The sequence below is a fragment of the Roseomonas genomospecies 6 genome (assembly GCF_008365375.1).
GTDB lineage: Bacteria > Pseudomonadota > Alphaproteobacteria > Azospirillales > Azospirillaceae > Azospirillum.
In genome coordinates, this window is sequence record NZ_QOKW01000017.1 from 33,031 (window position 1) to 55,592 (window position 22,562).

The 22,562-nt window shown below is 67.2% G+C and carries 22 protein-coding genes; 20 read left to right on the plus strand and 2 right to left on the minus strand.

The genetic code is table 11. The annotated features are described in order from the left end of the window. Nucleotides 1-6: 6 nt before the first annotated feature. From nuoN to DS843_RS20005, 13 genes are all read left to right on the plus strand, one after another. On the plus strand, nt 7-1,455 hold the full coding sequence (gene nuoN, locus DS843_RS19945; protein ID WP_149470585.1) for an NADH-quinone oxidoreductase subunit NuoN: 1,449 nt from the start codon (nt 7-9) through the stop codon (nt 1,453-1,455). 29 nt (nt 1,456-1,484) lie between these two features. Continuing rightward, nucleotides 1,485-2,246, plus strand: coding sequence for a biotin--[acetyl-CoA-carboxylase] ligase (locus DS843_RS19950; RefSeq protein WP_475849252.1), 762 nt, complete (start codon nt 1,485-1,487; stop codon nt 2,244-2,246). 1 nt (nt 2,247) lies between these two features. Beyond that, entirely contained in the window at nt 2,248-3,021 is a 774-nt protein-coding gene (locus tag DS843_RS19955) for a type III pantothenate kinase (protein WP_149470587.1), read from the plus strand. A 50-nt stretch (nt 3,022-3,071) separates the two neighbouring features. Next, nucleotides 3,072-4,736: an MBL fold metallo-hydrolase gene (locus DS843_RS19960; RefSeq protein ID WP_475849253.1), complete on the plus strand. Its 1,665-nt coding sequence runs from the start codon at nt 3,072-3,074 to the stop codon at nt 4,734-4,736. Between the two features lie 33 nt (nt 4,737-4,769). Further along, on the plus strand, nt 4,770-5,174 hold the full coding sequence (gene mce / locus DS843_RS19965; protein WP_149470588.1) for a methylmalonyl-CoA epimerase: 405 nt from the start codon (nt 4,770-4,772) through the stop codon (nt 5,172-5,174). A gap of 136 nt (nt 5,175-5,310) precedes the next feature. Beyond that, entirely contained in the window at nt 5,311-5,559 is a 249-nt protein-coding gene (locus tag DS843_RS19970; protein ID WP_149470589.1) for a DUF1467 family protein, read from the plus strand. A gap of 19 nt (nt 5,560-5,578) precedes the next feature. Beyond that, complete coding sequence (locus DS843_RS19975) at nt 5,579-6,148, plus strand: DNA-3-methyladenine glycosylase I (RefSeq protein ID WP_149470590.1); 570 nt, start codon at nt 5,579-5,581, stop codon at nt 6,146-6,148. Nucleotides 6,149-6,593: 445 nt separating this feature from the next. Beyond that, entirely contained in the window at nt 6,594-7,475 is an 882-nt protein-coding gene (locus DS843_RS19980; protein ID WP_149470591.1) for a hypothetical protein, read from the plus strand. Nucleotides 7,476-7,484: 9 nt separating this feature from the next. Further along, nucleotides 7,485-7,883, plus strand: coding sequence for a hypothetical protein (locus DS843_RS19985; RefSeq protein WP_149470592.1), 399 nt, complete (start codon nt 7,485-7,487; stop codon nt 7,881-7,883). Between the two features lie 124 nt (nt 7,884-8,007). Next, nucleotides 8,008-9,321, plus strand: a complete 1,314-nt coding sequence (proS, locus tag DS843_RS19990) for a proline--tRNA ligase (RefSeq protein WP_149470593.1) — start codon at nt 8,008-8,010, stop codon at nt 9,319-9,321. A gap of 154 nt (nt 9,322-9,475) precedes the next feature. After that, complete coding sequence (locus tag DS843_RS19995; protein ID WP_475849258.1) at nt 9,476-10,720, plus strand: lipoprotein-releasing ABC transporter permease subunit; 1,245 nt, start codon at nt 9,476-9,478, stop codon at nt 10,718-10,720. Next, nucleotides 10,713-11,408 carry an ABC transporter ATP-binding protein gene (locus DS843_RS20000; RefSeq protein WP_149470595.1) on the plus strand — a complete coding sequence of 232 codons (696 nt, stop codon included), beginning with the start codon at nt 10,713-10,715 and terminating at the stop codon, nt 11,406-11,408. The genes DS843_RS19995 and DS843_RS20000 overlap by 8 nt, the downstream gene beginning before the upstream one ends. Before the next feature lie 98 nt (nt 11,409-11,506). Then, nucleotides 11,507-12,364, plus strand: coding sequence for a dienelactone hydrolase family protein (locus DS843_RS20005; RefSeq protein ID WP_149470596.1), 858 nt, complete (start codon nt 11,507-11,509; stop codon nt 12,362-12,364). Nucleotides 12,365-12,368: 4 nt separating this feature from the next. Here DS843_RS20005 and DS843_RS20010 read toward each other — a convergent pair whose 3' ends face one another. Next, on the minus strand, nt 12,369-13,256 hold the full coding sequence (locus DS843_RS20010; protein WP_149470597.1) for an EamA family transporter: 888 nt from the start codon (nt 13,254-13,256) through the stop codon (nt 12,369-12,371). Nucleotides 13,257-13,338: 82 nt separating this feature from the next. Beyond that, nucleotides 13,339-13,935, minus strand: a complete 597-nt coding sequence (locus DS843_RS20015; protein ID WP_149470598.1) for a hypothetical protein — start codon at nt 13,933-13,935, stop codon at nt 13,339-13,341. Between the two features lie 165 nt (nt 13,936-14,100). On the opposite strand from DS843_RS20015, the gene dnaE reads away from it, so the two are divergent. The 7 genes from dnaE (at nt 14,101) to DS843_RS20050 (ending at nt 22,558) form a co-directional block, all read left to right on the plus strand. Next, nucleotides 14,101-17,583: a DNA polymerase III subunit alpha gene (gene dnaE / locus DS843_RS20020; protein ID WP_149470675.1), complete on the plus strand. Its 3,483-nt coding sequence runs from the start codon at nt 14,101-14,103 to the stop codon at nt 17,581-17,583. Nucleotides 17,584-17,805: 222 nt separating this feature from the next. Then, on the plus strand, nt 17,806-18,594 hold the full coding sequence (gene rpsB, locus DS843_RS20025; protein WP_149470599.1) for a 30S ribosomal protein S2: 789 nt from the start codon (nt 17,806-17,808) through the stop codon (nt 18,592-18,594). A 115-nt stretch (nt 18,595-18,709) separates the two neighbouring features. Next, nucleotides 18,710-19,639, plus strand: coding sequence for a translation elongation factor Ts (gene tsf, locus DS843_RS20030; protein WP_149470600.1), 930 nt, complete (start codon nt 18,710-18,712; stop codon nt 19,637-19,639). Nucleotides 19,640-19,693: 54 nt separating this feature from the next. Continuing rightward, nucleotides 19,694-20,449 (plus strand): UMP kinase, encoded by a 756-nt coding sequence (gene pyrH / locus DS843_RS20035; RefSeq protein WP_149470601.1) that lies wholly within the window; start codon nt 19,694-19,696, stop codon nt 20,447-20,449. Between the two features lie 52 nt (nt 20,450-20,501). Beyond that, the gene (gene frr / locus DS843_RS20040; RefSeq protein ID WP_286192212.1) at nt 20,502-21,023 is read left to right on the plus strand and encodes a ribosome recycling factor; all 522 of its coding nucleotides are present in this window, start codon (nt 20,502-20,504) and stop codon (nt 21,021-21,023) included. A 4-nt stretch (nt 21,024-21,027) separates the two neighbouring features. Then, nucleotides 21,028-21,765 (plus strand): isoprenyl transferase, encoded by a 738-nt coding sequence (locus tag DS843_RS20045; RefSeq protein ID WP_149470603.1) that lies wholly within the window; start codon nt 21,028-21,030, stop codon nt 21,763-21,765. Next, nucleotides 21,710-22,558 carry a phosphatidate cytidylyltransferase gene (locus tag DS843_RS20050; protein ID WP_149470604.1) on the plus strand — a complete coding sequence of 283 codons (849 nt, stop codon included), beginning with the start codon at nt 21,710-21,712 and terminating at the stop codon, nt 22,556-22,558. The genes DS843_RS20045 and DS843_RS20050 overlap by 56 nt, the downstream gene beginning before the upstream one ends. The last annotated feature ends 4 nt before the right edge of the window (nt 22,559-22,562 follow it).

Consider the following 22,562-nt stretch of genomic DNA (forward strand, 5'->3'; position numbering starts at 1 on the left):
TCCGACATGACCGCTGTGTTTCCCGACATCTGGCCGGCCCTGCCGGAAATCTTCCTCGCCTGCGCCGGCATGGCCCTGCTGCTGATCGGCGTGTTCCGCGGCGACGGCTTCACGCGCCCCATCGGCTACATGACGATGGTGGCGCTGCTGCTGGCCGCCATCCTGACCATGGGCTACGGCACGGGCCGGGTCGTCACCTTCAACGGCCTCTTCGTGATGGACGCCTTCGGCGTCTTCATGAAGGTGCTGATCCTCGTCGCCGCCTCGCTGTCGGTCCTTCTGGCGCTCGGCTTCAACGAGCGCGAAAAGATGGCCCGGTTCGAGTTCCCAGTGCTGATGCTCTTCGCCACGCTCGGCATGCTGATGATGGTGTCGGCCAACGACCTCATCTCGCTCTATGTCGGGCTTGAGACGCAGAGCCTCGCGCTCTACGTCATCGCGGCCTTCCGCCGCGACAGCGCCAAGTCGTCGGAAGCGGGCCTGAAGTACTTCGTGCTGGGCTCGCTCTCCTCCGGCATGCTGCTGTACGGCGCCTCGATGGTCTACGGCTTCGCCGGTACGACCTCCTTCGACAAGATCGCCGCGCTGTTCGCCGGTGGCGCGCACCCGTCGGTGGGCGTCATCATCGGTCTCGTCTTCGTCGCCGCCGGTCTGGCCTTCAAGATCTCCGCCGTTCCGTTCCACATGTGGACGCCGGACGTCTACGAGGGTGCGCCGACCCCGGTCACGGCCTTCTTTGCCGCCGCTCCGAAGGTCGCCGCCATTGCGCTGTTCACCCGTCTGCTGATCGAGCCGTTCGGTCATCTGGCGCACCAGTGGCAACAGATCATCATCGTCAGCTCGATCCTCTCGATGTCGCTCGGCGCCTTCGCGGCGATCACCCAGAGCAACATCAAGCGGCTGATGGCCTACAGTTCCATCGGCCACGTCGGCTACGCCCTGGTCGGCCTCGCGTCCGGCACTCAGGAAGGCGTGCGCGGCGTGCTGATCTACATGGCGGTGTACATCGTCATGAACATCGGCACCTTCGCGGTCATCCTGTGCATGAAGCAGCAGGGCCGTATGGTCGAGGAGATCAAGGACCTCGCCGGCTTGTCGCGCACCAACCCGCTGCTGGCGGGTGCGATGGCGGTGTTCATGTTCTCCATGGCGGGCATCCCGCCGATGGCCGGCTTCTTCAGCAAGCTGTACGTCTTCCTCGCCGCCATCGAGGCGCAGCTCTACACGCTGGCGGTGATCGGCGTGCTGACCAGCGTCGTGGGCGCCTACTACTACCTGCGCATCATCAAGATCATGTACTTCGATGAGCCGGTGGAGGCGTTCGACAAGATCAATGACGACGGGATGACGGGCATCCTGGTCGCCACCGGTCTCTTCACGCTGCTGTTCTTCGTGGTTCCGGCCCCGATCCTGAACTACGCGGCGTCGGCGGCGGCGTCCCTGTTCGCCGGATGACGGCACGTCATGAAGCGGAGGCGGCGCGTTTGCGTCTGCCTCCGGGCTTCCGGGTGATGGTCTTCGACTCCGTCGGCAGCACGAACGACGAGGCGAAGACCTTCGCGCGTTCGGGTGCCGCCGAGGGCACCATCGTCTGGGCCAAGCGGCAGGAGTCTGGCCGTGGCCGTCGTGGCCGAGCCTGGACCTCGCCGGAAGGCAATCTCTACAGTTCGACCATTCTGCGCCCCTCGCGTCCGCCGGCCGAGGCGGCGCAGATTTCGTTCGTGGCGGCGCTCGCCATCGCGGACACGGCGGCCTCCGTCCTTCCCGATCCGGAAGGGGTCCGCTGCAAATGGCCGAACGACGTGCTGGTGCACGGACGCAAGCTGTCCGGCATCCTGCTCGAGTCGGAAGCCGCCGCCGGGGGAGGGCTCTCCTGGCTGGTGCTCGGAGTCGGCATCAACCTGCGGCACTTTCCCGAAAGCACCGAGTTCGCGGCCACGTCGCTGCTGGCGGAGGGGGCTCCGGCGCTCCAGCCCGGGGCGCTTCTCGAAATCTACGCAGAGCATCTCGCGCGCTGGTACGGGCTGTGGACGGAGCATGGCTTCGGCCCGGTGCGCGAGGCCTGGCTGAGGCGGGCGAGGGGGCTTGGCGAGCCGATCGTCGTCCGCCTGCCGGACCGGACGCTGACCGGAACCTTCGCCGATCTGGACAGCGACGGCGTTCTGTTGCTTGATCGGGAGGACGGGGCGGGGCGCCAGCGCATCGCCGCCGGTGACGTGTTTTTCCCACCCGTGGTGGAGACCTGAAATGCTGCTCGCCATCGACGCCGGAAACACCAACGTGGTGTTCGCGATCTATGAGGGCGACGAACAGCGCGGCCTGTGGCGCACGGCGACCGACAAGAAGCGCACCGCCGACGAATACATGGTGTGGCTGACCCATCTGATGGCGCTGAAGGGGATGCGCCCGGCGGACATCGACAGCACGATCATCGCCAGTGTCGTCCCCGGCGCCACCTTCAATCTGAAGCGCCTGTGCAAGGACCATTTCGGCTGTGAGCCGCTGGTGGTCGGCCAGCCGGGGGTGGATCTCGGCACGCGGGCTCTGGTGGACCGGCCGGACGAGGTCGGCGCGGACCGGCTGGTCAACACCGTGGCCGCGGCGGCCACCTACAAGGCGCCGCTGATCGTCATCGATTTCGGCACCGCCACCACCTTCGATGTGGTGGACGCCGACGGCAACTACCGCGGCGGCGTGATCGCGCCGGGACTGAACCTGTCGCTGGAGGCGCTCCAGATGGCCGCGAGCAAACTGCCGCGCGTGGAGATCCAGCAGCCGGGCCATGTCATCGGCACCAACACCATCGAGTGCATGCAGTCCGGCGTCTTCTGGGGCTATGTGGGTCTCATCGAAGGGCTGGTGAACCGCATCCGTGCGGAGTACGGCGAGCCGATGACGGTCGTTGCGACCGGTGGGCTGGGTGTGCTTTTCGCCAAGGCTACCCATGTAATCGAACACACCGACGGCGAACTCACGCTGCGCGGCCTCCTCCTGATCCACAAGCGCAACACGGCCCAATGACCCAACCCGACTCCGCTCTCCCCGCCCACCCGGTCGAGGGAGACGGCGACTTGTTCGCTCCCGAGGACGACGCGCTCTACTTCCTCCCTCTGGGCGGTTCGGGCGAGATCGGCATGAACCTCAACCTCTACGGCCATCGCGGCAAGTGGTTGATGGTGGATCTCGGCATCTCCTTTGCGGACGACACGATGCCGGGGTTGGACGTCATCATGCCGGACCCCGCCTTTATCGCGGAGCGCAGGCACGACCTGCTGGGCATCGTGCTGACCCACGCGCACGAGGACCACCTGGGGGCCATCCAGTATCTTTGGCCGCAGCTTCGCGTGCCCGTCTACTGCACGCCCTTCACCGCCGCCGTCCTGCGGGCCAAGCTGCATGAGCGCGGGCTGGCCGGGGTGGTGCCGGTTCATGAGGTTGCGCTGGGCAGCACGGTGGAGGTCGGTCCCTTCTCGGTCGAGTATGTGACCGTCACCCATTCGATCCCGGAGCCGAACGCCCTGGCGATCCGCACCGCCGCCGGCATGGTGCTCCACACCGGCGACTGGAAACTCGACCCCGAGCCGCTGGTGGGGGAGGCCGCCGATGAGGGGCGGCTGCGCGCCATCGGAGACGAAGGGGTGTTGGCGCTGATCGGCGACAGCACGAACGCGCTGGTTCCAGGCAGTTCCGGATCGGAAGCGGGGGTGCGCAAGGCCCTGACCGAGCTGATCGGGCAGTATCCGGACGTGCGCATTGCGGTGAGCTGCTTCGCCACCAACGTCGCCCGGCTGGAGAGCATCGCCCACGCCGCCGCGGCGCACGGGCGCCATGTCGCTCTGGTCGGGCGGTCGATGTGGCGGATCAACGAGGCCGCAAGGTCCAACGGCTATCTGGCCGAGGTTCCGGCCTTCCTGACCGAACACGACGCCAACTACGTGCCGCGCGACAAGCTGGTGCTGGTCTGCACCGGCAGCCAGGGGGAGCCGCGCTCCGCGCTTGCCCGCATCGCGTCCGACGATCATCCCCAGGTGTCGCTCCAGCGCGGCGACGTGGTGATCTTCTCCTCGCGCGAGATTCCGGGCAACGAGCGGGCTATCGGCCGCATGCAGAACCTGCTGGTCAGCCAGGGCATCCGCATCGTCACCGCCGACGAGGCGCCCGTCCATGTCTCCGGCCACCCGGCGCAGGACGAACTGGTCCGCATGTATCAGTGGGTGCGCCCGCAGATCGCCGTACCGGTGCATGGCGAGCAGCGCCACCAGATGGAGCACGCCAAGCTCGCCCGCGCCTGCCAGGTTCCCGAAGCGCTGATCCCCGGCAATGGCGATCTGATCCGGCTGGGGCCGGGCGGTCCGGCGCGGGTGGTTGCTCAGGTGCGTTCGGGCCGCATGGCGCTGGATGGCAAGCGTCTGGTGCCGCTCGACACCGGGTTGATGCGGGCGCGCCACCGGATGGTCCACAACGGGGCCGCCGTCGCCACCCTGGTGATGAACGGGAAGGGCGAACTCGTGACCGCTCCGCAGATCGCGGTGATGGGGCTTCTGGACGACTCGGCGGACCGCGACATGCTGCTCGACGTGGTGGACGCCGTGCGCGAGGCGGTGGCCGATCTGCCGAAATCGGGCCGAATGGACGACGAGCAGGTGCGCAACGCCGCCCGCATCGCCGTCCGGCGCTGCTTCAACGCGACCCACGGCAAGAAGCCGGTGACGGAAGTGCATCTGGTCCGTGTATAAGCGTTTCCGACTATCTGCCTTTCGGGAGGACCCATGATCGGGAAGCTGAACCACGTCGCCATCGTCGTGCCGGATCTGCCGGCGGCGACGGCGCTCTACCGCGACACCCTGGGCGCCGCCGTGTCGCAGCCGGTTGACCTGCCGGCGCACGGCGTCACGGTCGTCTTCGTCAACCTGCCCAACACGAAGATCGAACTGCTGCACCCCTTCGGCGACACGTCGCCCATCGCCGCCTTCCTTGAGAAGAATCCGTCCGGCGGCATCCACCACATCTGCTACGAGGTGGACGACATTCTGGCCGCACGCGACCGTCTGAAGGAGCAGGGCGCCCGCGTCCTCGGTGATGGCGAGCCGAAGATCGGCGCCCACGACAAGCCGGTGCTGTTCCTCCACCCGAAGGACTTTTGCGGGACCCTGGTGGAACTGGAACAGGCCTAAAGCGAACGTCCGTTCGCTTTAGATTCATTTCGCTTCATTCGCCAGCGGGCTTCGGCCGCACATGCGGCCGGTACCGCCGTCGCGGTCCAAAGCGGATCGCAATCCGCTTTAAGGGCCGGAAAGCCGGGAGGGTGCGATGGGCTGGGTGACGGGCATCAGCGTCTATGTGGTCGTCTGGTGGGTGGTGCTGTTCGCGGTGCTGCCCTGGGGCGTGCGCACGCCGGCCCAGCCCGAGCCGGGCATGGCGAACAGCGCGCCCGAACGCCCGCGCATTCTCCTGAAATTCGCCGCCACGACCCTGGTCGCGGCGGTCGTGTGGCTGATCATCTACGCCGTGGTCCAGTCGGACCTGATTTCCTTCCGCGAGATGGCCAAGCCGCGCTGATACCCGCAGGAGAGCGCCCGTGAGCCTGACCTATTGCGACGTCGCGCCCGGCCACCCCCATCACGGCCCCTATCACGGCACCGAGTACGGCTTTCCCAGCGGCGACGACCGGGTGCTGTTCGAGCGGTTGGTGCTGGAGATCAACCAGGCGGGCCTGTCCTGGCTGACCATTCTGAGAAAGCGCGACGCCTTCCGGGCCGCCTTCGACGGTTTCGACATCGACCGCGTCGCAGCCTACGGCGAGGCGGAGCGGGACCGGCTGCTCGCCGATGCCGGCATCGTCCGCAACCGGCTGAAGATCGATGCCGCCATCGAGAACGCACGGCGCATCGTGGCCTTGCGCTCCTCGCATGGTTCCTTCGACGGCTGGCTGCGCGCCCATCACCCGTTGGGCAAGGCGGATTGGGTCCGCCTGTTCAAGCGCACCTTCCGCTTCACCGGTGGGGAGATCACCGGGGAGTTCCTGATGAGTCTCGGTTATCTGCCCGGCGCGCATCAGAGGGAATGCTCGGTCTGGGCCGCGGTCGCCGCGGTCGAGCCGCCGTGGATGACCGCGGTTCGCCAGGGGTTTGCAGGCTACGGTGCCTAAACCTTCGGCATACACCAGCCCACGATGCAATCAACTGCCCGATCGATATGCAAAACCCGATGTTTATTGGGCGACGACTTGGCGTAATCAAAAATCCGTCTTGTCATCGCGGTGCGGCGGGTTCAATGTACTTTGTGTGACGAGAGGGGTTCTTCCCTCTTTTCCGACGCCTGGTGGCGATTCCTCCCTAAACTTGGGCCGCGCCGCGACCGCCGCGCGGTCCTTTTTTCGTCCGGTCCCTTTCACGACGTTCGGTGGTGCCGTCGTCCTTCGAGGATGGCGGAGCGTTGTGATTCGGTACAGAATGAATTAACCCTTTATCGGTTATAGCTTCATCCCATTGCGAAGGAAGCGGGCGAGCGTCCGTTCCGACTTTGGATTCAAGCGCGGCGGCGTTCGCAAACATTCTGCGGCCGTCAGCGGGGAGAACGATGTCGAGGCGCCTATGACCGCGGGTGACAACGAGAAGTTCGACCAGTTCGCGGCCATATTGACCACGGAACTGCTCGACCGCACCCGCAAAAGTCTTGAACTGCTCACCCCGGAGGAGCCGCCGTCGGCGAAGCTCCCCTTTGCGCTGACCCCCTCCTTTCAGGAAATGTATGCCGAACTGGTGCGCGTCGGGATTTTCCCGGTGGTGCTCAGCCGCCGCCCGGTGCGGGCCATCGTCGGCGACGTGGACTGGCCTCGGGACGGGCGCGAATACTTGCTCACCGTGCTGGACGACCGCTCCAACGCAATCTTCACCGCCTGGGACTACGCCTGGGACGCGCTGTGGGACGAGCGGAAGATCGGGGCTGACAACGGCTCCTCCGCGCCGCCGAAGAAGAAGGGATTCTTTTCGTCCCTGTTCGGGCGCAAGGAAACGAAGCCCGAAGTGAAGGCCGATGCCGGGGCGGAAGGCGACGTGATGGCCGGCCTCTACACCATGCTGAACGAGCAGGCGGAACGGCGCGGCTACCTGCCGCTGTTCCACGACGACATCAAGGTGCTGAAGGGGCTGGTCCGCGTGAAGCCGGCGCGCATCTTCCAGGCATGGAAGGAGATCAAGCAGTACCATCACCAGGAATTCTACCTCTCCGGCCAGGAACAGGCGAAGCCCGGGGTGACCTCCGACTGCCTCCAGAAATGGCACTACAACCTGCCGGACCGGATCGGCGAGTTCCTGGTCCTGAAGGCCGCCGTTGACATGGAGTTCGTCAACAAGCCCTTCATCGGCAAGTACATCCGCCAGTCGGCCCGCACCCAGGAGGAGGCGGAGAAGGGCATGCCCTATCTCGCCACCTACTGGAAATCCATGCATCATTCCGCCGTCGCCCAAAGCTGAAGGCCCGCCATGATCCAGCGTCCCGCCATCCTTCTCGCCGCCCTGCTGGCGTTTCCGGGCGGTGCGGCGGCGCAGCCGGTCGACCTGTCGGCCTGCCGGTTCCTGACCGCTCACCGCCCGGCGGCGGGGGTGGAATACACACCGGGCGTGGACGCGACGGGCAAGCCGGTGGCCCCGGCCGACCTGCCGGGTTCCGCGGGCGCCGCCCCGCCGCTGGAGCGGTTCGACCTTCCCGTGACCGTGGATTTCGCCCGCCGCATGGGCTTTCCGGTGCCCCAGGGCGCGGCGGCGCCGGGCGTCGAGGTCGGCTATCTGACCTGGTACGCCGACCGGCTCTATTTCAACGGCCAGCCCATCGGGGGTCCGAGCGAGGCGGAGTTGTACGCCTATTGCCGCACCGTCCGGTGATGCGCTGCGCCCTATGATGCGCGCCGTGACGATGGACAATCGCGTGGCGGCTTCCTAAAGTCCCTGTCCCCGTTGCGGTCCGGCGAAGGGCCGGACTTATCCCCTCGAAATCGAGAGCAGACCCATGCGGCTGTCCACCTTCTTCCTGCCGACCCTCAAGGAGACCCCGACCGAGGCGCAGATCGTCTCGCACCGCCTGATGCTGCGGGCCGGGATGATCCGCCAGACCAGCGCCGGCATCTACGCCTGGCTGCCGCTGGGCCATCGGGTCCTGAAGAAGATCGAGCAGATCGTCCGCGAGGAGCAGGACGCCGCCGGCGCCCAGGAACTGCTGATGCCGACCATCCAGTCGGCGGAGTTGTGGAAGGAAAGCGGCCGCTACGACGATTACGGCAAGGAGATGCTGCGCATCACCGACCGTCACGACCGCGAGATGCTGTTCGGCCCCACGAACGAGGAGATGATCACCGACATCTTCCGCGCCTTCGTGAAGAGCTACCGCCAGCTTCCGCTGAATCTCTACCACATCCAGTGGAAGTTCCGGGACGAGATCCGCCCCCGTTTCGGCGTGATGCGCGGGCGCGAGTTCCTGATGAAGGACGCCTACAGCTTCGACATCGACCCGGCCAGCGCCAAGCGCTCCTACCAGAAGATGTTCCTGGCCTATCTGCGCACCTTCGCCCGCATGGGGCTGAAGGCGATCCCGATGCGCGCCGACACCGGCCCCATCGGCGGCGACCTGAGCCACGAGTTCATCATCCTGGCCGAGACGGGCGAGAGCGGCGTCTTCTGCCACAAGGACTGGCTGACCCTGGACGTTCTTCAGAACGCGCCGGGCTTCGACGAGGATCTCCAGCCCTTCTTCGACACCTACACCTCGATCTACGCGGCGACCGACGAGAAGCACGAGCCTGGCAACTGCCCGGTTCCGGAGTCGGATCTGGTCTCGGCCCGCGGCATCGAGGTCGGCCACATCTTCAACTTCGGCACCAAATATTCGAAGCCGATGAACGCCGTCGTCGCCGGTCCAGGCGGCGAGCCGGTCCCGGTGGAGATGGGGTCCTACGGCATCGGCGTGTCGCGCCTGATGGGCGCCATCATCGAGGCCAGCCACGACGACAACGGCATCATCTGGCCGGACGCCGTAGCGCCCTTCAACGTCGGCCTCGTCAACCTGAAGGTCGGCGACGCCGAGACCGATCGGGTTTGCCAGGAGCTGTATTACAAGCTGCGCGCCAACGGGCTGGACGTCCTGTACGACGACCGTGACGACCGCCCGGGCGTGAAGTTCGCCGATATGGACCTGATCGGCCTGCCGTGGCAGCTCGTCGTCGGGCCGCGCGGCCTGAAGAACGGCGTGGTCGAGCTGAAGCGCCGCGCCACCGGGGAAAAGCAGGAGCTGTCGGTGGAAAGCGCGCTGGAGAAGCTCTCGGCGTAACACCGTGGGGCAGGGGAGCGGCGCCTTGGAAAGCTCGCCCTTTTCCTGCCACGGTTAAGCACTTATGTTGCGGGGCGGCGGGCTGGTTGCGGTCCGCCGCCTTTGCTTTTGCCGGGCCTCCGTCGCCCGTTCTTCGCCCATCGGGAGCCGCATGATCTTCTCCGCCTTCGAACGCATGGTCGCGATGCGCTATCTGCGGGCGCGCCGCCAGGAAGGGTTCATCTCGGTCATCGCCGGATTCTCGCTGCTGGGCATCGCGCTCGGCGTGGCGACGCTCATCATCGTCATGTCGGTGATGAACGGCTTCCGGGCGGAACTGCTGGGCCGCGTGCTGGGCCTCAACGGCCATCTGAACGTCTACAGCGTCCGCGGCGGCCCCTTGCCGGATTACGACCCGCTGGTGCAGCGGCTCCAGGGCGTGCCCGGCGTCGTCGGCGTCACGCCGACGGTGGAGGGGCAGGCGCTGGTGTCGGTGCGGGGGGTCGCCTCCGGCGCCGTGGTGCGCGGCGTGCGGCCGGAGGATTTCCGGGTGCGGCCGACCCTGTCCCGCAACATCGTGCGCGGCACGGCGGAGGCCTTCGGCGAGGACAACATTGCCATCGGCATCCGAATGGCGCAGCGGCTTGGGCTGGTGGTCGGCGACCAGCTCACCCTGATCGCGCCGCAGGGCAACGTGACGGCGTTCGGCACCGTGCCGCGGATGCGCAGCTTCACCATCGGCGCCGTGTTCGACGTCGGCATGTTCGAATACGACAACAGCTTCATCTTCCTGCCCTTGCCGGAGGCCCAGGCCTTCTTCCGCACCGGCGACGCGGTGACCTCGCTGGAGGTCTTCGTCGATGACCCGACCCAGATCCGCGCGGCGCGCGACGCCATCCAGGCGGCGGTGGCCGGGGTGGGGCGGGTGGTGGACTGGCAGCAGTCGAACGCCAGCTTCTTCACCGCGCTCCAGGTCGAACGCAACGTGATGTTCCTGATCCTGTCGCTCATCATCACCGTGGCGGCCTTCAACATCATCTCCAGCCTCATCATGCTGGTGAAGGACAAGGGTCGGGACATCGCCATCCTGCGCACCATGGGCGCCACCCGCGGCATGATCATGCGCATCTTCTTCCTGTCCGGCGCCTCCGTGGGGGTGGCGGGAACCCTGTTGGGGCTGCTGCTGGGCGTGTCCTTCGCCCTGAACATCGAGACGATCCGCCAGGGCATCCAGGCGCTGACCGGGACGAACCTGTTCAACGCCGAGATCTATTTCCTGTCGCAACTGCCGGCGAAGATCGACTGGTCGGAGGTGATCCAGGTCACCTTCATGGCGCTGGGCCTGTCCTTCGCCGCCACCGTCTACCCGTCCTGGCGGGCGGCCCGCCTCGATCCGGTGGAGGCCCTGCGCTATGAGTGACGCGATGCTGGAACTGTCGGGAATCGTCCGCACCTTCGAACAGGCGGGGACGGAGCTTCAGGTGCTGCGCGGGGCGGAGCTGACCGTGCGTGCGGGCGAGCTGGTGGCGCTGGTCGGTCCGTCGGGGGCCGGCAAGTCCACGCTGCTGCACATCGCCGGCCTGCTCGAGCGGCCCACGTCGGGCAGCGTGCGGATCGCCGGGACCGACGTGTCCGTGCTGGACGACGGCAAGCGGACGGAGGTGCGCCGCCGCTCCATCGGCTTCGTCTACCAGTTCCACCATCTGCTGCCGGAATTCTCCGCGCTGGAGAACATCGTGCTGCCGCAGATGATCAACGGCGTTTCAAAGCGCACCGCCAGCGAACGCGCGTTGGAGCTTCTGCGCATGGTCGGGCTGGAGCCGCGCGCCGGCCACCGTCCCGCCCGGCTGTCCGGCGGCGAACAGCAGCGCGTCGCCATCGCCCGCGCGCTCGCCAACGGGCCGGGGCTGCTGATCGCCGACGAGCCGACGGGCAATCTGGACCCGCACACGGCGGACGGCGTGTTCGCCATGCTGACCGCCATCGTGCGGCAGGCCCGCGTCGGCGCGCTGATCGCCACCCACAATCTGGAACTGGCGCAGCGCATGGACCGCGTGCTGGAAATGCGCGACGGGCTGCTGGTGGAGCACGCACCCAACCCGGCATAGGCGGCAGGAAATCCGTGCACCCTGCCGTTGTCAGATCCGGTGCCGCACCCCACACTCCAGCACAGGCTTGGGTTCGGAACCAATCGGGAGGCTGAGGGATGGATCAGAAGATCATCGACCTGTACGACGAGTACACGCACAGACCGCTGCCGCGCCGGGTCTTCCTGGAACGGCTGGCGATTCTGGCCGGCAGCGCGGCGGCCATTCCCGCCATCCTCTCCCAGATCGAGCCGAACTACGCCTTCGCGGCCGCCGTCCCGGAGGACGACAAGCGCATCGCCACGGAGCGCGTCACCTACCAGGGGGCGACCGGCGACGTCCAGGCCTACCGGGCGCGCCCGAAGCTGGCGGAGCAGGCGCCGTCGGTCGTGGTCATCCATGAAAACCGCGGTCTGAACCCGCACATCGAGGACGTGACCCGGCGGCTGGCCGCGGCCGGATTCGTCGCCATGGCGCCGGACCTGCTGTCCCCGCTGGGCGGCACCCCGCAGGACCCTGACCGCGCCCGCGAGATGATCGGCCAGCTCGACGCCGACAAGACGGTGAACAACCTGATCGCGGCGATGAGCGACCTCATGGCTTACCGCTATTCCAACGCCAAGGTGGGGGCGATCGGCTTCTGCTGGGGCGGCGGCATGACCAATCGGCTGGCCATCAAGGCACCGGACCTGCGGGCGGGCGTCGTCTTCTACGGCCCGTCGCCCGACCCGGCGCTGGTCACCACCATCAAGGCGCCGCTCCAGCTTCACTATGCCGGGCTCGACAAGAACGTGAACGCCAAGGTCCCCGCCTACGAGGGCGCTCTGAAGCAGGCGGGCAAGTCCTATGAGCTGTTCATGTACGAGGACGTCAACCACGCCTTCCACAACGACACGTCGGCGGAGCGCTACAACAAGGAGGCGGCGGATCTCGCCTGGAACCGCTCGGTGGAGTTCCTGAAGAAGAACCTGACCTGATCCGTCAAGGTTGAGTGGTGGCGGGCCGTGGGGAAGGCAGCTTCAGCACGGCCACCGCCAGCCCGGCGAGGACCAGCAGCGCGCCGGCCAGCTTCAGCGGCGTGAAGCTCTCTCCCAGGAACAGCGCGCTGGAACTCATGCCGAAGACCGGCACCAGCAGGGAAAAGGGCGCCACGAGGCTGGCCGGATGGTGGCGCAGCAGGAAGCCCCAGGCGGCAAAGCCGAACAGGGTCGCGCCGAAGGCGATGTAGGCCGCCGCCCCGATGCCCAGCGGCGTCAGGTGCGTCAGCGCGTGCCACACCCGGTCCGGCCCCTCCAGCCCCAGCGACAGCAGGAGCAGCGGGATCGGCGGGACCGCGCTGACCCACAGCATCATGCGGAACAGGTCCGGCGCCTTGGCCTGCTTCATCAGCAGGTTCGACACGCCCCAGGCAGCGGCGGCGGCGATCACCAGCCCCAGCCCGAGCAGCGAGTCGCCCGCCGGCATTTCCAAGGCGATCAGGCCGATGCCGGAGAAGGCCACGGCCATGCCGAGAATCTGCTTCGGGCCGGGCCGTTCGCCCAGCACCACCGCGGCGAACAGGGCGGTGAAAAAGGCCTGCGATTGCAGCACCAGCGACGACAGCCCCGCCGGCATGCCGATGTCCATGCCGACGAACAGCAGCGAGAACTTCACCACCCCCAGCACCAACCCGATGCCCAGGATGAAACGCCAGGGCACCGGCGGGCCGCCGCGCAGACCCAGCACCAGGAGCGGCAAGGCTGCCAGAGCGAAGCGCAGGGCGCAGAACAGGATCGGCGGAAAATCCGCGAGGCCGACCTTGATGGCGACGAAGTTGAAGCCCCAGACCGCCGCAACGGCGACGGCAAGAGCGATGTGGGCGGTGCGCATGCGGGAAGGCTAGTGGCGCATCCTGCCGCGGTCAACGCGGCACCCCCTGCGCCGCGCGCGGATCAGATCCCCGGACGCCCGCTCAACTGTCCGTGTGGAGGATGCGGCACTCGTCCAGCGCGTTCAGCGCCCAGGAGGAGCCGCCCAGATTCACGTCACCGATGGCCGACCCGCCGCCTTCCCGTTGCAGGGTCACAGCCCGGGACCGCATGAAGGGTTCGAACAGATCCTCGTATTTCGGCAGCTCGACCGGCACCACGACGCCGCCGTCCGGAAGGGGGCTGGCCTCCAGCGCCATGGTCTCGCCGTCCGGGAAGATGGCGGTCAGGCGGCTTTCCGTGCCCTTGGCCTGGGCCTGCGGATCGGCGTTCACCAGCATGGCGGCGCTCTTCGCCGTCGCCCGGAAGGAGAGGGGGGAGGAGTCGTCCGCCCGCGTGGCGTAGCAATAGGCCGAGCCGGTCCTGGTCGCCGGATGAGCCCGCACGACCCAGCCCTTGTTCTGCGCGACGACACGCCCCGGCGCGTCGGACAGGGGGGATGCGGTCTTCCCGGCGAGCGGCGGCTGAACGGGCGTCGCCACCGGGGCGGGGGCGCCGGTGGTCTGGCAGGCCGTCAGAAGCATGGCCGCCAGCACCGCGAGGGCGGCACCGGAGCGGATACGGCGCATGGAATGGGTCATCTCGGATCGTGGCTCTGCCTCTTTGGATAGCACGAACACGCATGACCGGGGAATCTTCCCTTACCCCATGGCCGTGTCCGCGCTTGGTCGCTTGCAGTGCCGGGCGGGATGCGCGACGACTAGGGGAGATTTCCCCGAACGCCGGAACCGGTGACCAATCCCGCCATGCCCAACGCCGACTTCATCCACCTGCGCGTCCATTCCGCCTATTCCCTGTCCGAGGGCGCCATCAAGGTGAAGGAGCTGGTCAAGCTCTGCCAGAAGAAGGGGATGCCGGCGGTCGCCGTGACCGACACCGGCAACCTGTTCGGCGCTCTGGAATTCGCGCTGGCCGCCGCGGATTCGGGCGTGCAGCCGATCATCGGCACCGTGCTTGGCATCACCCGAGTCGGCCCCGCCGCCGGCAAGCCGGGCCTGCCGGGCAAGGCGGCGGCGGTTCCCGACCAGCTCGTCCTGCTCTGCCAGACGGAGGAGGGCTACCGGAACCTGATGAAGCTGGTGTCCAAGGCGTTCCTAGAATCGGACCCCATGGCCGGGCCGCAGATCGCGCTGGACGCGCTGGAAGGCCATTCCGCCGGGCTGATCGCCCTGACCGGCGGCCCCGCCGGATCGGTCGGGCGGCTGCTGGGCGAGGGGCAGAAGGATTTGGCGCTGGAGGTTCTGGAGCGGCTGAAGCGCCTGTTCCCCGGGCGGCTCTACGTCGAGCTTCAGCGCCACCGCGACCATTTCCAGGTGATCGAGGACGCCATCGAGCCGGCGCTGATCGACCTCGCCTACGCCCACGACCTGCCGCTGGTCGCCACCAACGACTGCTATTTCGCGACCGAGGACATGTACGAGGCGCACGACGCGCTTCTCTGCATCGCCGAGGGCGCCTACATCGGCCAGACCGAGCGCCGCCGCCTGACCCCCGACCACCGGTTCAAGTCGGCGGAGGAGATGCGGGAGCTGTTCAAGGACCTGCCGGAAGCGGTGGACAACACGGTCGCCATCGCCAAGCGCTGTTCCTTCCTGCTGAAGCCGATCAAGCCCATCCTGCCGCCCTTCCCCTGCGAGGGCGGCCGCGACGAGGGTGAGGAATTGCGCGCCCAGTCCCGCGAGGGTCTGGAGATGCGGCTGAACAGCGTCGTCTACAACCCCGACATGACGCCGGAGCAGCGCGCGGAGACCCGGAAGAGCTATTTCGAGCGTCTGGAATTCGAGCTGGACGTCATCGTGTCGATGAAGTTCCCCGGCTACTTCCTGATCGTGTCGGACTTCATCAAATGGGCCAAGGCGCACGACATCCCGGTGGGGCCGGGTCGCGGTTCGGGCGCGGGATCGGTGGTCGCCTGGGCGCTGACCATCACCGACCTGGACCCGCTGCGCTTCGGCCTGCTGTTCGAGCGGTTCCTGAATCCCGAGCGCGTGTCGATGCCCGACTTCGACGTGGACTTCTGCCAGGACCGCCGCGAGGAGGTGATCCGCTACGTCCAGGACAAGTACGGCTACGACCGCGTCGCCCAGATCATCACCTTCGGTAAGCTCCAGGCGCGCGCCGTGCTGCGCGACGTCGGGCGCGTGCTCCAGATGCCCTATGGGCAGGTGGACAAGATCTGCAAGATGGTGCCGAACAACCCGGCCAACCCGGTGACGCTCCAGCAGGCGCTGGACAGCGAGGAGATGCTACGCCAGGCCCGCGACGGGGACGAGACGGTGGCGCGCCTCGTCAACATCGCGCTGAAGCTGGAAGGTCTGTACCGCCACGCCTCGACCCACGCCGCGGGCGTGGTGATCGGCGACCGCCCGCTGCACGATCTGGTGCCGCTGTACCGCGATCCGCGCTCCGACATGCCGGTCACCCAGTTCAACATGAAGTTCGTGGAGCAGGCCGGGCTGGTGAAGTTCGACTTCCTGGGCCTGAAGACGCTCACCGTCCTCAAGACCGCGGTGGACCTGATCGAGGACAAGCCGGACCTGACCACGGTCACGCTGGACGACCCCCGAAGCTACGAAATCCTGGGCCGCGCCGAATCGACCGGCGTGTTCCAGTTGGAAAGTTCGGGCATGCGCGACGTGCTGCGCCGGCTGAAGCCGAACCGGCTGGAGGACATCATCGCGCTGGTGTCGCTCTACCGCCCCGGCCCGATGGACAACATCCCCAAATACATCAAGGTGAAGAACGGCGACGAGCCGCCGGACTACATGAACCCGGCCCTGGAACCGATCCTGAAGGAAACCTTCGGGATCATGATCTACCAGGAGCAGGTCATGCAGATCGCCCAGGTGCTGGCCGGCTATTCGCTGGGCGGCGCCGATCTTCTGCGCCGCGCCATGGGCAAGAAGATCAAGGAGGAGATGGACAAGGAGCGCGACAAGTTCGTCGTGGGCGCCAAGGACAAGGGCGTGGACCCCGATCAGGCCAGCATGATCTTCGATCAGGTGGCCAAGTTCGCGGGTTACGGCTTCAACAAGTCGCACGCCGCCGCCTACGCCCTGGTCGCCTATCACACCGCCTATCTGAAGGCGAACCACCCGGTGGAGTTCATGGCGGCGTCGATGACGCTCGACCTCGGCAACACCGACAAGCTGAACGTCTTCCGCCAGGAGCTGGTGCGGCTGAAGATCAAGCTGCTGACTCCAGACATCAACAAATCCGATTCGATCTTCGGGGTGGAGGCGCTGCCCGACGGCACCAAGGCCGTGCGCTACGCGCTGGCCGCCGTGAAGGGTGTGGGCCTGCCCGCCATGAAGGCGGTGGTGGAGGAGCGGCGCAAGAATGGTCCCTACAAGAGCCTGTTCGACTTCGCGCGGCGCCTCGACCTGAAGACCATCAACAAGCGCCAGTTGGAGAACCTGACCTGCGCCGGGGCCTTCGACGGGATCAACCCGAACCGCGCCCAGGTTCACGCGGCGCTGGAGACGCTGATCCGCTACGCCCAGGCCGAGGCGGCGGAGCGCGACAGCGGAATCGGCAACCTGTTCGGCGGCGCCGGGGGTGGTCTGAAGGAGCCGGACCTGCCCAAGGTGAAGGATTGGGAACCGCTGGAGAAACTGAAGCACGAGTTCGGCGCCATCGGCTTCTACCTGTCCGCCCACCCGCTGGACGCCTTCGCCGGTCCGCTGGCCCGCATGAAGGTGGTGCGCTCGGCGGATCTGGCCGGGGCGGTGACCGGCGGCGGCTCGACCCGGCGCAGCGTCGCCGGCATCGTGGTCAGCCGGAAGGAGAAGACCGCGAAGTCTGGCAACCGCTTCGCCTTCGTGGAGCTGTCCGACAGCAGCGGCGGCTACGAGGTGACCGTCTTCTCGGAAGTGCTGGCGACCAACCGCGACCTGCTGGAAGCCGGGCGCCCGGTTCTGATGACCGTCGATGTCCAGATGAACGGCGAGGACATCCGCCTGACCTGTCAGGAGGTGAAGCCGCTGGAGGACGCCGTCGCCCAGGTCTCGGACGGCCTGAAGGTGGTGGTGCGCGACGACGCGCCGGTGGAGAGCATCCGCGGCATGCTGGAGCGGCTGGCGCGAGGGAAGGGCAAGATCCACCTGCTGGTCGAGATCGACCCGCTGAAGGAGGTGGAGATCCAGCTTCCCGGCTCCTTCAACATCACCAACCAGAGCCGCGCCGCACTGAAGGCCGTGCCGGGCGTGGTGGAGGTGGTGGAACTGTAAGGACCACACCTTTCAAGACGAAGCGGTGCGCGCCGCACCGAATTCTGCCCCAACCAATTGCCAAACCGGTGTTGCCAAAGCGGTTGCGGCGGGCTATGTAAGCGCCGTCGTCAAAACCTCACGCGGGCTGGCGGTCCCTCGGCTTTACCCCGATGGCCCGATCCGGTGTCCTGTCAAACGGACAGTGCCCGCGGCGGAGCAACCGGAAAAGGACTTTTCCAAATGGCTATTCCGTCTTTCACCATGCGCCAGCTGCTCGAAGCCGGCGTCCACTTCGGTCACCACACCCGCCGTTGGAACCCGAAGATGGGTCCGTACATCTTCGGCGTGCGCAACGGCGTGCACATCATCGACCTGGAGCAGACCGTTCCGGCGCTGCACCGCGCCCTGCAGGCGGTCCGTGACGTCGTCGCCGGCGGCGGCCGCGTCCTGTTCGTCGGCACCAAGCGCCAGGCCCAGGAGAAGGTGGCCGAGGCCGCGTCGAAGTGCGGCCAGTATTACGTCAACCACCGCTGGCTCGGCGGCATGCTGACCAACTGGAAGACCATCTCCCAGTCGATCAAGCGCCTGCGCGAGATGGAAGAGCGTCTGGGCGGCGACACCTCGGGCCTGACCAAGCGCGAAATCCTGGAGCTGACCCGCGAGCGCGACAAGCTGGAGCGTGCGCTGGGCGGCATCAAGGAGATGGGCGGCCTGCCGGACGTCCTCTTCATCATCGACACCAACAAGGAGTCGATCGCGGTCAAGGAAGCCAACAAGCTGGGCATTCCGGTCATCGCGGTGATCGACAGCAACTCCGATCCGGACGGCGTGGCCTTCCCGATCCCGGGCAACGACGACGCCCTGCGCGCCATCGACCTGTACTGCGAGCTGGTGAACGGCGCCGTGCTCGACGGTCTGCAGGCCGAGATGAGCGCCGCCGGCATCGACGTGGGCTCCTCCGAGGAGGCTCCGGCCGAGCAACTGCCGGAAGAGGAAGAGGCCGCCCCGGCTGAACAAGCCCAGGCCTGATCCCGGTGATACGGGGCAGCCGGGCCTTATGACCTACGGCCCGGCTGCCTTTTTTATGAGTTGTTTGGATCAACCCGATCCGCTTGGATCTGTTCGGAAGGAAGAGGGCGATACCATGGCCGAGATTACCGCCGCGCTCGTCAAGGAACTGCGCGAGAAGACCGGCGCGGGCATGATGGACTGCAAGAAGGCGCTGGCCGAGACCCAGGGCGACCTCGAGGGCGCCGTTGACTGGCTGCGCAAGAAGGGCCTCGCCGCCGCCGCCAAGAAGTCGGGCCGCGTCGCCGCCGAGGGCCTGGTCGCCGTCGCCACCGCCGGCACCGCGGGCGCCGTCGTCGAGGTGAACGCCGAGACCGACTTCGTCGCGCGCAACGACAAGTTCCAGGCCTTCGCCCTGAAGTCCGCCGAACTGACCCTGTCCGGTTCGGGCGATGTCGAGGGTCTGAAGGCCACCGCCTATCCGGACGCCGGCCGCACGGTGCAGGAAGAGCTGACCAACCTGATCGCCACCATCGGCGAGAACATGAACATCCGCCGTTCGGCCAAGCTGTCGGTCCCGGCGGGCGTCGTCGTGTCCTATGTCCACTCGGCCATCGCGCCGGGCCTCGGCAAGATCGGCGTTCTGGTCGCCCTGGAGTCCACCGGCGACGCCGCCAAGCTGAACGATCTGGGCAAGCAGATCGCCATGCACATCGCCGCCGCCCGTCCGGACGCGCTGGACATCGCCGACGTCGACACCTCGGCGCTGGAGCGTGAGCGCAACGTGCTCGCCGAGCAGGCCCGCGCGTCGGGCAAGCCGGAGAACATCGTCGAGAAGATGCTCGAAGGCCGCATCCGCAAGTACTACGAGGAAGTGGTGCTGCTGGAGCAAACCTACGTGATCGACGGCGAGACGAAGGTCCGCAAGGTGGTGGAGAACGCCGCCAAGGACATCGGCGCCCCGGTCAAGGTGACGGGCTTCGTCCGCTTCGCGCTCGGCGAAGGCATCGAGAAGGCGGAGAGCGATTTCGCCGCCGAAGTCGCCGCCGCCGCCGGCCAGAAGTAAGGAACCGGCGACCCGCCGCACGCACTCTTCACACCAACCGGGAGAAAGCCCCCCATGGCCCAGACCACCGGGACCACCGAGCCGGCTGACGGCATCCGCTTCAAACGAGTCCTTCTGAAGGTGTCGGGCGAGGCGTTGATGGGTCAGCGCGACTACGGCCTCGATCCGGAGGTGGTCAACCGCGTCGCCAACGAGGTGAAGGCGGTGATCGAACTGGGCGTCCAGGTCAGCCTGGTCATCGGCGGGGGCAACATCTTCCGCGGCGTGAAGGGTGCGGCGAGCGGCATGGAGCGCGCCTCGGCCGACTACATCGGCATGCTCGCCACCGTGATGAACGCCCTGTCGATGCAGAGCGCTTTGGAACGGATGGGCGTGGTGACCCGCGTGCAGTCGGCCATTCCGATGTCGTCGGTGTGCGAGCCCTACATCCGGCGCCGGGCCATCCGGCACATGGAAAAGGGCCGCGTGGTGATCTTCGCCGCCGGCACCGGAAACCCCTTCTTCACCACCGATACGGCCGCCGCGCTGCGCGCATCGGAAATGGGCTGCGATGCCCTGCTGAAGGGCACGCAGGTGGACGGCGTCTACACCGCCGACCCGAAGAAGGTGAAGGACGCGGAACGCTACGACCGTCTCGGCTATCTGGAGGTTCTGGCCAAGGATCTCCAGGTGATGGACGCGTCCGCAATCTCCTTGGCGCGCGAGAGCCACATCCCCATACTCGTGTTCTCGATCCACACGCCCGGCGCCTTCGCCGAGGTGATGCAGGGCCGGGGCAAGTTTACGATCATCAACGAAGAAACGGAGTGAGCCCGTGGCTGCGTCTGATACATCGGCCCTCCAGGCGGATCTCAAGCGCCGCATGGAAGGAGCGCTTGAGGCGTTTCGCAAGGAATTGACCGGTCTGCGCACCGGCCGCGCCTCCGCCAGCCTGCTCGAGCCCGTCACCATCGAGGCTTACGGCGCGAGGATGCACCTCAAGGAGGTTGGCACCGTCAGCGTTCCGGAGCCGCGGCTGATCGTCGTGCAGGTGTGGGATCGCGGCATGGTCAAGGCCGTGGAGAAGGGCATCCGCGATTCGGGTCTCGGCCTGAACCCGCAGACGGAAGGCCAGTCGATCCGCGTGCCGCTGCCCGACCTGACGCAGGAACGCCGCAAGGAACTCGCCAAGGTCGCCCACAAGTACGCCGAGCAGGCCCGCGTCGCCGTGCGCAACGTGCGCCGCGACGGCATGGACGGGCTGAAGAAGGCCGAGAAGGCCGGCGACATCTCCCAGGACGAGCACAAGGGTCTTGGCGAGAAGGTCCAGGCGCTGACCGATCAGTACATCAAGCTGGTCGACGACGCGCTTGCGGCGAAAGAAAAGGACATCATGCAGGTCTGACGGCATGCGCGACGCGGAAGAAAGCCGCCCCCTGCGCCCGCCCGCGCACGTGGCCGTGATCATGGACGGCAACGGGCGCTGGGCCAAGGCCAGAGGGCTGCCCCGCACCGCCGGCCATAAAAAGGGCGTGGACGCCGTCCGCCGGACGGTCGAGGCCGCGGGCGAGCTGGGGATCGGCTATCTGACGATCTTCAGCTTCTCGTCCGAGAATTGGCGTCGGCCGGAGGAGGAGGTGTCCGACCTCATGCAACTCCTGCGCTTCTATCTGCGCAGCGAGATTGCGGACCTCCACCGGAACGGCGTGCGCTTGCGCGTCATCGGCGACCGGTCGCGCCTGTCGAACGACATCACCGCGCTGATCGAAAACGCCGAGGCCCTGACCGGCGACAACCGGAAGCTGACGCTCGTGGTGGCTCTGAGCTACGGCTCACGTCAGGAGATCACGCTGGCGGCGCGGCGTCTGGCCGAAGAGGTGAGGGCGGGCGCGCTCGATCCCGCGGACATCACCGAGGATCGGTTCTCCGAACATCTGTTCACCGCCGACATCCCCGACCCCGACCTGATCGTCCGCACCAGCGGCGAGAAGCGCATCAGCAACTTCCTGCTCTGGCAGGCGGCTTACGCCGAGCTGGTCTTCGTGGACACGCTCTGGCCCGACTTTAGCAAGCGCGACCTGGAGGCGGCGATTGAAGAGTTCCACCGACGGGAACGTCGCTTCGGCGCAACCACCGGCATCCGCTAAATCCGGCGACCTGAAGACGCGCGCCGCTTCGGCGCTCGTCCTGGCGCCGCTCGTGCTCGGCGCCGTCTGGGCCGGCGGGTGGGCCTTTCTCGCCCTGATCGCGCTCGGCGCCGTGGCCTCCGCGGTGGAGTGGGGCAATCTCGTTCCCTGCCGCCGCCGGGGCGTCGCCATTGGGTTATCGGTTGCCGGCGTTCTGCTGGCCCTCGCCGCTCAACTCGCTGCGGGACCTTGGGCGGCGGTTGCCGTCGCCCTTGCGGCCACCGCCGCCGTGGCGCTGGCGTCCGGCGGCCCGGATCGCGGGCTGGCCGGGGGCGGCATCCTCTACATCGTGGCCGGTCTGGCCGGGCTGATGTGGCTGCGCGACGATCCGGAGTCCGGCCTTGCGCTGTTCCTCTTCACCATGCTGGGGGTCTGGGCGACCGACATCGGCGCCTACGCCGCGGGGCGGACCATCGGCGGGCCGAAACTGGCCCCGCGCATCAGCCCGAAGAAGACCTGGGCCGGCCTGATCGGCGGCATGGCATCCTCCGCTCTGGTGGGGTGGGGGGTGGCCTTGGCCGCGGGGGCGCAGAAGCCTCTGCTGGCTCTTGCGGTTGGTGCCATCCTGGCCGTCGTGGCGCAGGCGGGTGACCTCTTCGAATCCGCGGTCAAGCGTCGTTACAACGTGAAGGACAGCGGCCATCTCATTCCTGGTCACGGGGGCATCCTGGACCGCATCGACGGGCTGCTCGCCGCGGCCCCGGTGCTGGCCCTGTTCCACGCGAGCATCGGCACGGCAATCGCATGGTGGTGACGGG

Bases quoted from the DNA above. Each gene is read 5' to 3' on its own strand.
- tsf (WP_149470600.1), top strand. From the start codon at position 18,710: ATGGCCGAGATTACCGCCGCGCTCGTCAAGGAACTGCGCGAGAAGACC.
- mce (WP_149470588.1), top strand. From the start codon at position 4,770: ATGATCGGGAAGCTGAACCACGTCGCCATCGTCGTGCCGGATCTGCCG.
- rpsB (WP_149470599.1), top strand. From the start codon at position 17,806: ATGGCTATTCCGTCTTTCACCATGCGCCAGCTGCTCGAAGCCGGCGTC.
- pyrH (WP_149470601.1), top strand. From the start codon at position 19,694: ATGGCCCAGACCACCGGGACCACCGAGCCGGCTGACGGCATCCGCTTC.
- frr (WP_286192212.1), top strand. From the start codon at position 20,502: ATGGAAGGAGCGCTTGAGGCGTTTCGCAAGGAATTGACCGGTCTGCGC.
- DS843_RS19970 (WP_149470589.1), top strand. From the start codon at position 5,311: ATGGGCTGGGTGACGGGCATCAGCGTCTATGTGGTCGTCTGGTGGGTG.
- DS843_RS20000 (WP_149470595.1), top strand. From the start codon at position 10,713: ATGAGTGACGCGATGCTGGAACTGTCGGGAATCGTCCGCACCTTCGAA.
- DS843_RS19980 (WP_149470591.1), top strand. From the start codon at position 6,594: ATGACCGCGGGTGACAACGAGAAGTTCGACCAGTTCGCGGCCATATTG.
- DS843_RS20010 (WP_149470597.1), bottom strand. From the start codon at position 13,256: ATGCGCACCGCCCACATCGCTCTTGCCGTCGCCGTTGCGGCGGTCTGG.
- DS843_RS20005 (WP_149470596.1), top strand. From the start codon at position 11,507: ATGGATCAGAAGATCATCGACCTGTACGACGAGTACACGCACAGACCG.
- proS (WP_149470593.1), top strand. From the start codon at position 8,008: ATGCGGCTGTCCACCTTCTTCCTGCCGACCCTCAAGGAGACCCCGACC.
- DS843_RS20015 (WP_149470598.1), bottom strand. From the start codon at position 13,935: ATGACCCATTCCATGCGCCGTATCCGCTCCGGTGCCGCCCTCGCGGTG.
- dnaE (WP_149470675.1), top strand. From the start codon at position 14,101: ATGCCCAACGCCGACTTCATCCACCTGCGCGTCCATTCCGCCTATTCC.
- nuoN (WP_149470585.1), top strand. From the start codon at position 7: ATGACCGCTGTGTTTCCCGACATCTGGCCGGCCCTGCCGGAAATCTTC.
- DS843_RS19985 (WP_149470592.1), top strand. From the start codon at position 7,485: ATGATCCAGCGTCCCGCCATCCTTCTCGCCGCCCTGCTGGCGTTTCCG.
- DS843_RS20045 (WP_149470603.1), top strand. From the start codon at position 21,028: ATGCGCGACGCGGAAGAAAGCCGCCCCCTGCGCCCGCCCGCGCACGTG.
- DS843_RS19955 (WP_149470587.1), top strand. From the start codon at position 2,248: ATGCTGCTCGCCATCGACGCCGGAAACACCAACGTGGTGTTCGCGATC.